Origin of the sequence: Acinetobacter higginsii (assembly GCF_000369845.1) — a bacterium.
GTDB lineage: Bacteria > Pseudomonadota > Gammaproteobacteria > Pseudomonadales > Moraxellaceae > Acinetobacter > Acinetobacter higginsii.
On record NZ_KB850217.1, the window covers coordinates 1 to 14282 of the forward strand.

Annotated in this window: 9 protein-coding genes; 3 read left to right on the forward strand and 6 right to left on the reverse strand. The window is 43.2% G+C overall.

Annotated features, from left to right (window positions below; genetic code table 11):
* Positions 1-448 precede the first annotated feature (448 nt).
* The 3 genes from F885_RS06560 to F885_RS06550 form a co-directional block, all read right to left on the reverse strand.
* On the reverse strand, positions 449-2425 hold the full coding sequence (locus F885_RS06560) for a BCCT family transporter (protein ID WP_005319672.1): 1977 nt from the start codon (positions 2423-2425) through the stop codon (positions 449-451).
* Positions 2426-2577: 152 nt separating this feature from the next.
* Complete coding sequence (locus tag F885_RS06555; protein WP_005319676.1) at positions 2578-3273, reverse strand: ion channel; 696 nt, start codon at positions 3271-3273, stop codon at positions 2578-2580.
* Positions 3274-3316: 43 nt separating this feature from the next.
* Complete coding sequence (locus F885_RS06550; protein ID WP_005319678.1) at positions 3317-3913, reverse strand: TetR/AcrR family transcriptional regulator; 597 nt, start codon at positions 3911-3913, stop codon at positions 3317-3319.
* An 85-nt stretch (positions 3914-3998) separates the two neighbouring features.
* On the opposite strand from F885_RS06550, the gene F885_RS06545 reads away from it, so the two are divergent.
* A complete protein-coding gene (locus F885_RS06545; protein WP_005319681.1) occupies positions 3999-5207 on the forward strand; it encodes an oxygenase MpaB family protein in 1209 nt (402 codons plus the stop codon).
* Positions 5208-5258: 51 nt separating this feature from the next.
* On the opposite strand, the gene F885_RS06540 is transcribed toward F885_RS06545, so the two are convergent.
* Positions 5259-6974 carry a cation acetate symporter gene (locus tag F885_RS06540; RefSeq protein WP_017402153.1) on the reverse strand — a complete coding sequence of 572 codons (1716 nt, stop codon included), beginning with the start codon at positions 6972-6974 and terminating at the stop codon, positions 5259-5261.
* A 1-nt stretch (position 6975) separates the two neighbouring features.
* Positions 6976-7308, reverse strand: a complete 333-nt coding sequence (locus tag F885_RS06535; protein WP_004656466.1) for a DUF485 domain-containing protein — start codon at positions 7306-7308, stop codon at positions 6976-6978.
* A 185-nt stretch (positions 7309-7493) separates the two neighbouring features.
* Between F885_RS06535 and F885_RS06530 the strand changes: the two genes are divergently transcribed.
* Positions 7494-10985: a hybrid sensor histidine kinase/response regulator gene (locus tag F885_RS06530; RefSeq protein WP_171068219.1), complete on the forward strand. Its 3492-nt coding sequence runs from the start codon at positions 7494-7496 to the stop codon at positions 10983-10985.
* 318 nt (positions 10986-11303) lie between these two features.
* A complete protein-coding gene (locus F885_RS06525; protein ID WP_005319687.1) occupies positions 11304-12065 on the forward strand; it encodes a hypothetical protein in 762 nt (253 codons plus the stop codon).
* 45 nt (positions 12066-12110) lie between these two features.
* Here the strand turns inward: F885_RS06525 and F885_RS06520 are convergent, their stop codons facing one another.
* Positions 12111-14222 (reverse strand): TonB-dependent copper receptor, encoded by a 2112-nt coding sequence (locus F885_RS06520; RefSeq protein ID WP_032859604.1) that lies wholly within the window; start codon positions 14220-14222, stop codon positions 12111-12113.
* Between the last annotated feature and the right edge of the window lie 60 nt (positions 14223-14282).

Consider the following 14282-nt stretch of genomic DNA (forward strand, 5'->3'; position numbering starts at 1 on the left):
TATCAATCAACTCAAGAATCTAACCACTTTAGCCAAATCCTTGTTTCTCAACAAGTTTTTATCTGCATCACCGCCGATGGATGTGCATTCTACAGTATTTCACATCAGGTGCAAGCACTTTTAAAAATTAAATTATTCGGTTGTTTTATTTTTAAACTTTAACTTATCTAATTCACTGATTTATATAATTTAAAATTTATTAATTATCTTAAAAGTGAATTTAAACAACGTAAATACCTGTAATTTAATGATTTTCTAATAAATACGCTTTAATTATCAGCCGAAAAACAACTTTATCTTTATATTTAGCTTTTATTTTAACCACCCCACTTCGCTAAAAAGCCTTTCCTGCATCCTCTTCATGCTTAAAATACATTCATCCAAATAAAAACAACGGCTTTGATAAGCTCAAAACCGTTGTTTTCCATATTACAGTCAGAATTTTTGATTAAGACGTTGTGCCTCTCACAATATTTAGGAAGTAAAGATGACGTTCATATTGATCAATAATGTCCTGAATCAAATCTTCTTGCGTCCAATCCATCACATCATAGTTTTGCCCACCTTCACGCAAGAATACTTCTGCCTGAAAGTAATTGGCCTCATCTTCATCTGCACGCCCTAACATAAAGCTAGGTGGAACAGTGGCATGCGAAACCACTTTATAGGTAAAGTTAATTTCATGGTGATGATCGACATGCAATTGCAGACCATTTTCGATTTCACGAATCTCCACTTCCAAGTGACGGCGTTTGAATTCACGCTGAATACTTTCAAAAGCCTTACGAACTTGCGTATCGATATAGTGCTGAACTTCAGTTTCAGTATGCGGATAATGCATGATTAAACCTAAACGCTGCTGCCAACTGCGTGGATTATTGATGGCACGTGGGGTAATACGCGCCTCTTGAATCGCCTTCATTTTGGTGACATCCAACTTCAAGGCTTTGAGTAAACCCCAACTCATCAGCAACATAATAAAAGTAAAAGGCAATGCGCTCATAATAATAGAGGATTGCAATGCAGACAGACCACCAACCAACAGCAGGATAATAGCCAAGGCTGCCATCAATACCGTCCAAAATAGTCTTTGCCATGTTGGTGAGTTCTCGGTTTTAGCGGTGAGATAATCGGTAACCAAAGCACCCGAATCCGCAGATGTTACGAAAAAGAGCATCACCAATACGGTTGCCAACAAACTCATCACACCCGAAAATGGCAAATGATTCAAAAACTCAAATAAAGCGACTGATGAATCCGTTTGCACGGCATGAAGCAAACTTACATTATGCTCTTGCATAATGCTAAACAGTGCGGCATTACCTAAAAAGCCCATCCAGATAATGGTAAAACCTGTCGGAATCAATAACACCCCAACAATAAATTCACGGATGGTTCGACCACGCGACACACGGGCAATAAACATGCCTACAAACGGCGACCATGAAATCCACCATGCCCAATACATAATGGTCCAACCACCAATCCAACCATTCGGTTGATAGGCGTAGAGGTTGAAGGTCATGCCGAATAGGTTCGACATATACGAACCCATGTTTTGAATGGTGGTTTGCAGCAGATAAATACTTGGGCCAGCAATAAATACAAAAGCCAACAACACCAAAGCCAAAATTAGATTGAGTTCGGAAAGGCGTTTGACCCCTTTATCCAGACCTAAAAATACCGACATGGATGCCAAAGCACTAACAAAAATAATCAGGATCACCTGAACATTGCTGCTTTGCTCAATCCCAAATAGATAATGCAGACCTGAATTGATTTGCGTCACACCAAAACCTAAAGAGGTCGCCACCCCGAAAACTGTACCAATGGTGGCAAAGGTATCAATCCCATCCCCCCAAGGGCCATAGATTTTCTTACCAATAATTGGATATAAGGCGGAACGGGTTTTTAATGGCAGATTATGCCGATAAGCAAAATAGGCCAAGGCCAATCCAACCACGGCGTAAATTGCCCATGCATGCAAGCCCCAATGGAAAAAGGTAATTCTCAAGGCTTGCTGTGCCGAAGCGACACTTTCAGGATCACCACTGGGTGGGCTAACATAGTGCATCACCGGCTCAGCTACACCGAAGAACATTAACCCGATCCCCATCCCTGCGGTAAACAGCATGGCAAACCACGAGCCATTACTATATTCGGGTTGGCTGTGATCAGGGCCTAATTTAATTTTGCCGCTGGCCGAACAGGCAATATAAATCAGTAAAATCAAAAACACCGCAACAGAGAGGACATAGAACCAGCTAAACGAGTCCGTGATCCATTGCTTCAGTTGTTGTGTCAGAAATTCAAATGAGCTGGGTGCGATAATGACGATTGCGATAAAAATCGCAATGATAATCACCGTGCTTAAAAACACGTTTGGATTCACATTCGCAAACTGCGAAGATGGCTTGGAAGGCATAATTCCCTCACGTTATTCTAATGATAATGGACAGGCCATGATGGCCAAAGAAGACATTCACAATGTGAATAAAAGCGAGCTTAAAGCATGTAAAACTCGATACTAATTATAAAAAATGTGAAAAATAAAGCAGTTGTAATGCTGTAACAAAGCTATTCTTTATCATTGGCGTGTTTTGGCGCATGTGCAATATACTGTAAGGCAATGAGACGAGACACCACCACAGCCAAATACATGACACCACCAAACATTTGCAACATTGCCAACACTCTGGCCGCAGGGCTGATCGGGATTAAATCCGATAATCCAGTTGCGGACTGCAGACTAAAACTCAAAAACAATAAATCCAGCCAATGTTGTAAGGCTTGAGGTTGATTGGGATTTTGAAAACTATTTGGCAGGATTAACTGACAGATACTATATAAGAAGGCAAAAGCCCAAGCGATGAGGGTAAATACTGCCCCGGCTGCAAACAATTCATCTTTGGTGAGATAACGATCCGCAAACATATAGCGCAACAAACCATATGCTGCATAGAAATAAGCCAACGCTTCAAAACTATGTGCGATGATCTGAATCATCAAATTGCTATAGCCAATAAAAATCAGGATCGAAAATAAAAAAGCACCACTCACAAAAACCAGTCCCCAAAAGGTAAATACAGGGCTTTGCCGAATCACTTTAGCGATGATCAATAAGGCCAATACGCCCAGCGACCAAGTTAAAGCACGAAATTCACTGTCGCCAGTGGTCAACATATATAAAATCAACAAGGCCAATTGAACCAGCAATAACCATGCTGATGGAAGTAAGCGAAGGCTCTGCCAAAATTGTTTTAACGTTTGCATGTTGTTATTCCTAAATCTTGTTCTGGTTTTCTTATCAATCGCATCATACTGCATCTAAAAATGAAACAATCATTTTCGAGAGTTCTTGTTGTAGTCGTTGTTCTTCAATAAGAAAAGTATTTTTACTGGCATAACGCATCATGGTAAATAGAGTACTGTTAATAATCACAAAAGACTTATGTTTTAAAGTTTCAAAATCCCACTGCGGATAGTAACGACCAAATAAATACATGCCGATTTCCAAGAAGTGTTGCTCCAACACCTGTGCCGCTTCCGAGTCACTATAGGCATGCCAGTTTTTTAAGATTTCGATAAAAAAACCTTGATCAGATTTCAAAGATTCAAAGCCAAACGCAATACTTAATGTGATGATGTCTTGAATAGGGGTTTGTTGTTGTAGCATCACCAGTTGCTTTACGGCTTGCCCCAAGCTTTCACTTTTACGCAATAATAGTTCTGCGATGATTTGTTCTTTATTTTCAAAATACTGATAGATCGACCCAACACTAACGCCTGATTTTTCAGAGATTTTAGGCGTCGTCACCTGCAAAACCCCATATTCAGAAATACATTTCTGCGCCCCTTCCAAAATGCTTTCGACAATCATTTTGGCACGTTGCTGCTGTGGTCTTTTTCTCATAAACAAACTCGACTGGAATGCGAATTGAATGCGAATAATTATTCATATTAAGCTTTGATTAAATAACAATCACAGGCTTTATGCAATGCAAAGCATCATTAAACCTAAACGCTTGGCTGCGTTTGAAGACATGAGTCAGTCCAATATCAAAACCAAAATTCTGAGTTATATGACCCATCAACAGGTACAACCAAGCTATGAAGAGTATCAGGCACTGAATACCGCTCTGCAAAGTGGTGATCAACCCATGGATCAACTGCTGCTTTGGGTTTTAGAAAATCCAAAACAACATCGCAAATACTTTGAAACGGCGTTATATCAAGGTTTAGATGAATTGCCACATGAGATTCCTGAACTCACTACCTTCTTCCAATTCGTTGAACAAAAACCTGCTTGGTATGATCAAAACAAAATTGATGCTGCACTGAAGTTTACCTATCGCTTGGGAATCAATAACGGACTGATCCTCCGAGATTTATCCCTAATGACCGGCTATATGTACCCTGGTTTTAATCAACCCTTGGTCCTGACAGGCGCATTAAAAAAACAGGCAGGTACACGTCTGGCTGAAACCACCAAATGGTGGGTTGACATCACCGAAAAAAATGGCTTTGAACGTTTTAGCAAAGGTTTTACCTCAACCATTTTTGTGCGTTTTATTCATTCACTCGTGCGTCATCAACTGCAAAAATCGGAGAAATGGGATGCCGAAACTTGGGGAATTCCAATCAATCAATATGATCAGGCAATGACCAATATCGCTTTTAGCGGTGTGGTATTGCTTGGGATCCGGGCTTTAGGCATTTTTCCAAGTAAACAAGAAGTCGACAGCTTTTTACATTTTTGGAAATACGCAGGCTGGCTAATGGGCGTTGAAGAAAAATGGTTAGTCGATCAAGAAGCCGATGGCTGGAAACTGATTTACTGGATGCATTTCGCGCATCCTCAATCTGATGCCAGCAGCGCTTCATTGGGTTCCAGTCTTTCCAAAGAACCCTTTGAGCGAAAATATCGCTATCTACGTTCTTTCCAACAGAAACTGGCCTATAAGCAGCATCTCGAAATTACTCAATTTTTTATTGGTCGTAACAAAATGCAGAAGCTCGGTTTAGCTCCGCAATCGGCATCATGGTTTGCTTATTATCTGATTGGTCGTAATTTAGCCTTATATACAGGTGCTAAACATATTCCAAAATTAAATAACTTCCTTGAACAAAATGGACGGCATTTACAGCGCATTGGTTTGTCTTTATATCGCAACCAAGGGCAGCAACTGGCCAGTATGCATCAGTAAGCCATAAAAAAGCCCTCAATCAATGAGGGCTTTTTTTATGCTTGGTTTTGATTAGTGATCTGACGCGCCAGAAGCACCGATCCCTGTCATTGAACGCACAAACTGAGCATCAAAGGCTTTACGCTCTTTCTCCGCACGTGCTGACTTGTCTGTTACAGAGAAGAACCAGCAGCAGAAGAATGAGAGTGGCATTGCAAATAATGCTGGACCATTGAATGGGTTTGGCGCAGTTTCAGAAATTGCCAAAGTATCCACCCAAACTGCTTTAGACAGAATGATTAGGCTCACCGCACCAACCAAACCAACCACACCACCAATCACCGCACCACGTGTAGTCAAACCTTTCCAGAACATTGATAACACGAGGATTGGGAAGTTTGCACAACATGCGACTGAGAATGCTAAGCCCACCATGAAGGCAACGTTTTGCTTCTCAAACAAGATACCCAAGATCATGGCAAAGATTGCTAAACCTAAAGTTGCAATTTTTGACATCTTCAATTCAGATTCAGGCGTGGTTTTGCCTTTTTTGAACACATTGGCATATAAGTCATGTGAAATCGCTGAAGCACCAGACAGAGTCAAACCAGCAACCACCGCAAGAATCGTTGCGAATGCGACCGCTGAAATGAAGCCCATGAACAAGTCGCCACCCACTGCATCACTTAAATGCACGGCAGCCATGTTGTTACCACCAACCAACTCTAATTTTCCTGTTACTGCCGCTTTTGCAACATCAAGGAATTGTGGGTTGTTCGCAACAAACAGGATTGCACCGAAACCGATAATGAAGGTGAGCAGATAGAAGTAACCAATAAAGCCAGTTGCAACCACAACTGATTTACGTGCTTCTTTTGCATCTTTTACTGTAAAGAAACGCATAAGGATATGAGGTAAACCTGCCGTACCAAACATCAAAGCAAGACCAAGTGATAACGCATCAATTGGGTTTGCCGCGAGTTTACCCGGCCCCATGATTTTTGATGCTTCTTCCCAGCTCATGCTATGCGCTTGGCTATACACACCAATGGCTTGGTTAAACATATTGGTGAAGCTAAAGCCAACTGCTTTCATCACCATAAAGGCCATGAAAGTCGCGCCACTGAGTAGCATCACCGCTTTGATGATCTGTACCCAAGTCGTTGCCAACATACCACCGAAGATCACATAAGCCATCATCAATAGACCGACGATCACAACTGCGATGTTGTAGTTCAAACCGAATAGCAATTTGATCAACTGACCTGCACCCACCATCTGTGCGATCAGGTAGAATGCAACCACAACCAATGAGCTAAATGCTGCTAAAGTACGGACTGGCTTTTCTTCCAAACGGAATGACACCACGTCTGACAAATTATATTTTCCTAAGTTACGTAAGCGTTCCGCAACAAGGAAAAGTACGATTGGCCAACCTACCATAAAACCAAGTGAGTAAAGTAAGCCATCAAAGCCTGAGCTAAAAACTAATGCTGAAATACCCAAAAATGATGCCGCTGACATATAGTCACCCGCAATCGCCAAACCATTTTGGAAACCACTGATTCCACCACCTGCCGTATAAAAGTCTTGTGCAGATTGAGTTTGCTTTGCCGCCCATTTGGTAATGAACAATGTGAAACCGACAAAGATCGTAAACATAATGATCGCGTGCCAGTTAGTCGCCTGCTGTTCAGCAGCACCTAGGTCTGGACCCGCGAATGCAATACTTGAGCAGCAAAAACTGAGCAGCGTGAACAGTATCGCTTTGAATGATGTCCCTTTCATCTCAGTGCATCCCTTTTTCATGTGCAATGGCCTCAACTTCCTTGAGGGCTGCTTCATTCAGTTGGTCAAGTTTCGTATTGGCAATATAGGAATACACACCACATAAGATAAATGACAATACGATAATGCCTAAACCGAGGGGAATTCCCCATGTGGTCACACCACCACTAAATGAACTTGCTAAAAATTCTTTGTTATAGCCAACCAAAAGCATAAACCCAACGTAGATAAACAGCATGATTGCTGTTAATGTCCAACTTAATGTGCGCTTTTTGCTGACCATCTCTTGAAACTTTGGATTTCGTAGAATTCGATCTACCTGTGAATCATCCATAATTGACTCCTTATTTTTGTGTCCAACCGTGGACCCCTTTTTCACATGGGATTTTTCATTATCCAAAGTAACAAGATTATGCTTGACTCGTAACTTAGACTTTGGTCTCTAAATGACAATCTCTACTCCTTGCTATACCTGCACTTCGAGTATGATAAAAAATGGAATTTGATCACGTGAGCAATATGAACAGCTGGCTTATTCTTGGTGTCCTTGCCCTGTATATTGTGCTGTTATTCGGCTGCGCTTTTTTTGGTGAAAAACATGCCAGTCGTTTAAGTACCCGCGGCCGTATGCTGCTGTTTAGTTTGACTTTAGGCGTCTATTGCTCATCATGGACCTTTTACGGCGCGACAGGTGCTGCAGTACGTCAGGGGGTTATTTTTCTACCGATTTATCTTGGCCCCTTGCTGTTCATCTGGTTTGGTTATGACATCTGGAAACGCTTAGGTCGGATTCGTCAACATCATGCGATTTCTTCGATTGCCGATTTTGTCGCAGCGCGTTATGGCAAAAGTGGTAGCTTGGCCGCACTGGTGACCATCCTTGCTGTGATTGCCATTGTGCCTTATCTAGCTTTGCAACTGCGTGCCATTGCCCTCAGTGCATCGGTTATTCTTGAACAAAATGCGCATATCCATACCACCACCAATAGTGTGTTAGTGCTGACCGCGGTGCTGGCAATTTTGGCGATGATTTTTGGTACCCGTCATATTGCGCATACCGAACAGCACGGCGGTCTAATGTTGGCCGTTGCCTTTGAATCCTTTGTTAAACTGTTTGCACTGCTCTGTGTGGCTGCTTTTTTCTTATTACAATCACCTGACAATATCAAACAGGTCAGCAGCGATGTCAGTCAGCATTTCCATGACCTGCAACAACTGGGTGTGCCTGAAACTTTTTGGGTTCAGACCCTACTTGCAGGCTTAGCCATGATTTGCTTGCCGCGTCAATTTCACGTGGCAGTGGTCGAATTACGGGATGAAAAGCATATTCGTGGCGCACGACGCTGGTTCGCGGCCTATCTGATTCTTACCGTGATTGCGATTATTCCGATTGCCAGTTGGGCTTTACACTCTTTACCTGAATCACTGGGTACACCTGATATTGCGGTATTGGCTCTGCCTTTAAGCTATCAACAAGAATGGTTGGCTTTATTGGCCTTTTTAGGTGGCTTTTCAGCTTCGACAGGCATGCTATTGGTGGCTTCAGTCGCACTTTCGATCATGCTCAGTAATGACCTGATCATGCCTGCATTATGGCGCTTTAAAATCATTTCTCGTCATGATCAGCATTTGCCTCGTGTGCTCAAATTGACGCGTCGCATCAGTATCGTCAGTGTGATGTTACTGGGCTTCTTATTCTTCCATTTCTTTAACGATATCAATCAGCTTTCAGTCTTTGGTTTATTGGCCTTTAGTGCGGTGGCACAGTTTTCTCCAGCCTTGATTGGTGGGCTATACTGGCGTGGTGCAAGTCGCCAAGGGGTTTATGTCGGCTTACTCATGGGCTTTGCCATGTGGAGCTACACGCTACTCTTCCCAACAGTATTGCGCAGCCTGCCAGATCACTATCAAGAATTTGCACAGCACCTATTATTGTTTGGCCCATTTGATATCAATGGCTTACGCCCTGAAGCATTATTTGGATTCGAATCTTTTGCTCCCCTCACCCACGGCGTGTTGTGGTCATTAGGTCTCAATGTGGTGCTGTATATCTGGGTGTCTCGTCTATATCGTCCAAGTGTGGCAGAGCAAATTCAGGCAGAAAGCTTTTTTTATTATGAAAGTAAACCACTGCCATCAGCTCAGTCCAATACGGATTTAACCGATCTACACCTGAATGCCGCACGCCTGAAAGTCGGTGACTTATTAGCTCTGGCTAAACGGGTTACGGGCGATAAGCCAACCCTTCAAGCATTCCAGCAATTTTGTGAACAAAACCATGTGGTGTTAAATGAAAATCACGTTGCCAATGGTATGTGGTGGCGTTTCACCGAGCAGTATCTGGCAGGGATTATTGGGGCAGCCTCTGCCCGCACACTGCTCACTACTGCGATGATTAACAATGGTTTGGCACTCGGACAAGTCGCCAATATTCTCGACCAAGCCTCGCAATGGCAACGTTTTAACCAAAACCTGCTCATGACCATGATCGACCATATGACTCAAGGCGTCAGTGTGGTCGATAAAAATATGTGTTTGGTGGCGTGGAACAACCAATATCTCAAGCTATTTGATTATCCTAAAGATCTGGTCTACGTCGGCTGTCCAATCGCAGATCTGATTCGCTATAACGCTGAACGCGGTGAATGTGGTCCCGGCCCTGTCGAGGAACATGTGCGTAAGCGGCTGCACTGGATGAAAGTCGGTAGTGCACATGAGTTTGAGCGGATTCGTAAAGATGGTCTGGTCATTCAGATGCGTGGTAATCCCATTGAGGGAGGTGGTTTCGTGACCACTTTCGCTGATATTACCGCCTTCCGTGAAAATGAAGCAGTGTTGGAAGAACGCGTCAGTGACCGAACTCAGCAGCTTGCCAATGCATTGACCGAGCAACAACTGGCACTAGAGCAAGCCGATAAAGCCAATCAATCGAAAAGTCGCTTCCTTGCCGCAGCCAGTCATGACCTATTACAACCCATGCATGCGGCCCGTTTATTTAGTACCGCATTAGAGCAAAGTGTACATTCAACCGAAGACCAGCAGACCTTACAACAACTGGATCGTGCCCTGTATGGGGCTGAAAGTATGCTCTCAGCACTCCTCGATATCGCCCGTTTGGAAGGGGGTACGATTCAGCCAAAACGCCAAGCTTATGCACTGCATGACTTATTAAATGATCTGGAATTACAGTTCAAATCGATCGCTGCTCAACGCAATATTCATCTGTCTGTTCACGACACTAAATTTTGGGTCGATACCGATCCGCAATGGATGCGACGTATTATCCAGAACTTTGTCAGCAATGCATTGCGTTATACCGCTCAAGGTCGTGTGGTAGTTGGTGTATTACGTTCTGCACAACGTCCGAAGCATATTCGTATCGGGGTTTGGGACACAGGGCCTGGTATTCATGAACAACAACGCCTCAAACTATTCCAAGAATTTGAACGCTGTGGCCATACTTCGCCTTGGGGAGAACAAGGTCTTGGTCTCGGACTTGCCATCGTACAACGTATGACCAGCCTGCTTGATTTCCCTGTGCATGTCTATTCGGAACTGGGTAAAGGTTCTTGCTTCATGATTGAAGTGCCACTCGCTGAAGCACCAAAAATTCAAATGGCAATACCACATGTGCCAGCACTGCAACATACCGCCTATAAAGTGTTGTGCTTGGACAATGACGAAACCATTTTAGAAGGCATGCGGACTTTACTCAGCAAATGGGGCTATCAGATTTTTACTGCAACAGAACCTGAGCAAGCACTACGACTGATTGAACAAGAGGATATTCAGGTCTGGCTGATCGACCAGCATTTGAACCATGATCAACGTGGTCTAGACTTCATTGAACAACATCGACTGGCCCATATTCCAGTCGCGCTGATTACTGCAGATTCTGACCCAGAACTTCCGCAATACTTAAAACAGCAGAATATTGTGTTGTTGAGAAAACCACTCAAACCTGCAGGCCTGCGTGCGTGGCTATCTGGTTTAAAAATCATGCCCATGTAATAACTAGCAAAATATTTTGCAACATAGGCGAAAATGATCAAAACAATGCACTTTGCTCGATGATCAATTGACCAAAGTGCTCAAATCATTATTGGCTATGGCAAAAACGTTCACTTACATTAGTGAACGTTTGTACACTTACTTACAATTTAACAAGTTGTTGTTTTCAATATTAAATTTTACTATTAAAATTACATCTACAACTTTAGTCGTATTCTACTTGTTTTCTCGATACAGCATAAATTGATCAAGTTCAACGAAACCTAGACCTCGGCTTGTTGGGTTTCTCATTACAAATTGTCAAAAAGGACATTGATCATGAATAACAGTCACCCTTCAACTGACCATAGCTCACAACAGTTTTATCGCCAATACAGTGCGAATGCCCTGTTACCTGAACTGGACTGGCAAACCATCTTTGTACACAGCAAACTGGATGAAACACATTTACGCGCACTGAATACGCTTTACCAAGCCGCTGTTCCACTGGCACTCAATATCTTTAACCAACTCAATTTTGATGTGTTCGCACCTGCAGCTTATCATCCACAAGGTCTTGGCTTATTTGAAAAACTGGCAGAGCAAGAAGATTCTTTCTTAGACGCACTCGAAACAGAATCATCCCATCTTGATCATGAAACACGCCATCAAATCTGGAGCATGCTGTTACGTGGTGGTGCGGTGTTGGTATTTAAAGCATGGTTAGGACATGTCAAAGGGGGTGAAAACCAACTGGATAAAACCCAGTTCGATGAACTATCAGATTTACTATTTATCAAAACGCGTCCTGAACAATTAGCGCAACGTTTAAAAGTCGATGCCAATGCTGCTTTGACGCATATTTTCTTAATGTATGAAAATGATGTGTTCTTAGACCATTTTAATAGCTTGGAAACGGCCGCTTTATTTGTTGATTTAGGCGTTTATGATGCTGCATTCTTAAGTCTGCGTGATGATCGCGTCGCAGAATATCTCAAAGCCAAAGGCTATGTGACTCAAGAACAAATCGATGATTTGCAATGTGCTTTAAATCCATTGTATTGCGATAGCTTAATGCCAAAACAGGATTGCTTGGCTTAATGCTAAAATGAAACAAGGTGGCTCAGCCACCTTGTTTTTTGTTGCTTAGAACTTCATGCTCATACGCATCCAGTAATTTCGACCGGTATTATTGAATTGCTCTTCACTGGCAAAACCAAAACCCGAACTACCGGCTTTATTGAGGTGCTCGGTATAGGTCTTATCCAAGACGTTATCTACCCCTACAGAAAGATCGATATCTTTATTGAGACTATAACTACCATTCAGTGAAATCGTTGAGAAACCTGCACTTGGTTTCAAGTCATAACCCACGATGTTACCTTGATGCAAGCTGATGCGATTTTGCTGATCGACCACTCGCCACAACATACCGAGCGTATATTTATCAGCAACATAGCGCAGGTTAACCCGACCTTCCAAAGGTGCGATTTGTGGTAACGGTGTATTGTCCGTGGTATTTTTCCCCCACGCATACATCGCACTCACATCTGCTTGAATGTGATCGGTAAACTGATAACCAATACCTGCCTCGGCACCCGCAATGGTTGCATCCACATTCTTCGCGCCAGCAGTAATGCCACTGCTGCCATGCCCGCCATGTCCACCTGCATGCATATGGCTATGATCGTGATAATTCATCAGAATATAGTCATCAATCAACCCTGCGTATGCCGACACCCATGAGTTAAATGCCCCCTGCTGCTGAGTAAAACCAAGATCTAACTGCAAGGTTTTCTCTGGACGTACTCCATTAAAGGTATTGCTCGAACCTGCATTACCATGTTCAGGACTGAATAATTCCCAATAATCTGGCATACGTTCAACATAACCCAAGCCCACATAACTGTTTACACCATGCTCGGCATTTTGATTTTCCAAACGAACAAAAGCACTAGGTAAGGTTTTTTCAAGCTGGGTATTGAAACCTTTGGCTTTAGAATCCGCACGCTCATCATCAACAGTGACTTGGTCTACACGAGCACCTGTCACGATTTTATTCTGCGGGTTCAATTGATAAGTCAACTCACCAAAGGCACCATAAGACTGGAAGCGCATATCCTGACGGAAGGGTACATTCATTGATGGCATAGTCGGCGAGAACATACTGCCACCATGTTTATTAAACTGAGAATCGACCCCAGTGATTAAGCTCCACTGATCCCATTCCGAGGTCATGGCCAAACGTGAGTTCAAGGTACGGCGTGTCACTTGCATGGCCATCGGGTTTGGCATCAGCATGGTCATGCCATCATGGCTCATTTCAACCAATGGCGGTGTGCGCAAACTATAATTATCCATGATATGGTCGTTATAGCTGTAGTTGACCTGAGCTTCAATTTTCTTGATCACATCAGTGACATTCTTCTTTTCAAAACGCAGACCTAAACTTTCACGGGCGAATTGCGCACCATCCATTCCACGCCCAGCATATTCAGCCTCACCATCCGCTTTTCCACCGGTCAACTCCAACCAAGTGTTTTCATCTGGGGTCCAGCCCAATGCAACATCGGCATTCCAGCGTTCCCATGACGATGGAATGGTTTTACCATCACCATCTTGATAACTATTCGATTCAGAACGATTGGCATTTAAACGGATATATTTTTTTTCATCGCCAATCGCCGCTTCAACATTCTGATCTAAACGTCCAAACGAACCCCACAATACACTCGCCTGCCCACGATAAGGTTTGTCTTGGGTGAGTTTTTCAGGTTCACGCTCAAAGATCACCGTTGCTGCTGAACCGGTATTGGCATATTGAACCGTTTGTGGCCCTTTAATCACTGAAATACGATCATAGCTTTCAGGGGATATATAAGAGGTCGGCGCATCCATACGAGCAGGACATGCACCGAGATTCTCCGTACCATCGGTTAAAATCTTGATGCGGGAGCCAAACATACCACGGAAAGTCACATCTCCATTGGTGCCACCGCTTTGTATTGAGTTAAAACCCATAATACTTTGTAGATAGTCGGCACCATCTGTCGCTGGGATGGGTTGAATTGGTTTCTTAGGATCGGCTTGTACCACCAAACCATTGCTCTCATTCGGCTGTTGTGCAGTGACCACAATCGGTGCCATTGAGACATGTGCCTGCTCATGCTGAACAGGTTCTGCCCATGCCATTGCGGTATTTGAAGCAGCCAAGATCGCAACCGTCAGCGGTTGTAATAAAAATTTAGGTTGAGCCATCATCGGTCTCTCTTAAAACATAGATAAAACAGAGCCAGAGTTCAAAAAAACCCTAACGAA

Bases quoted from the DNA above. Each gene is read 5' to 3' on its own strand.
- F885_RS06550 (WP_005319678.1), bottom strand. From the start codon at position 3,913: ATGAGAAAAAGACCACAGCAGCAACGTGCCAAAATGATTGTCGAAAGC.
- F885_RS06535 (WP_004656466.1), bottom strand. From the start codon at position 7,308: ATGGATGATTCACAGGTAGATCGAATTCTACGAAATCCAAAGTTTCAA.
- F885_RS06555 (WP_005319676.1), bottom strand. From the start codon at position 3,273: ATGCAAACGTTAAAACAATTTTGGCAGAGCCTTCGCTTACTTCCATCA.
- F885_RS06545 (WP_005319681.1), top strand. From the start codon at position 3,999: ATGCAAAGCATCATTAAACCTAAACGCTTGGCTGCGTTTGAAGACATG.
- F885_RS06525 (WP_005319687.1), top strand. From the start codon at position 11,304: ATGAATAACAGTCACCCTTCAACTGACCATAGCTCACAACAGTTTTAT.
- F885_RS06540 (WP_017402153.1), bottom strand. From the start codon at position 6,974: ATGAAAGGGACATCATTCAAAGCGATACTGTTCACGCTGCTCAGTTTT.
- F885_RS06530 (WP_171068219.1), top strand. From the start codon at position 7,494: ATGAACAGCTGGCTTATTCTTGGTGTCCTTGCCCTGTATATTGTGCTG.
- F885_RS06520 (WP_032859604.1), bottom strand. From the start codon at position 14,222: ATGGCTCAACCTAAATTTTTATTACAACCGCTGACGGTTGCGATCTTG.
- F885_RS06560 (WP_005319672.1), bottom strand. From the start codon at position 2,425: ATGCCTTCCAAGCCATCTTCGCAGTTTGCGAATGTGAATCCAAACGTG.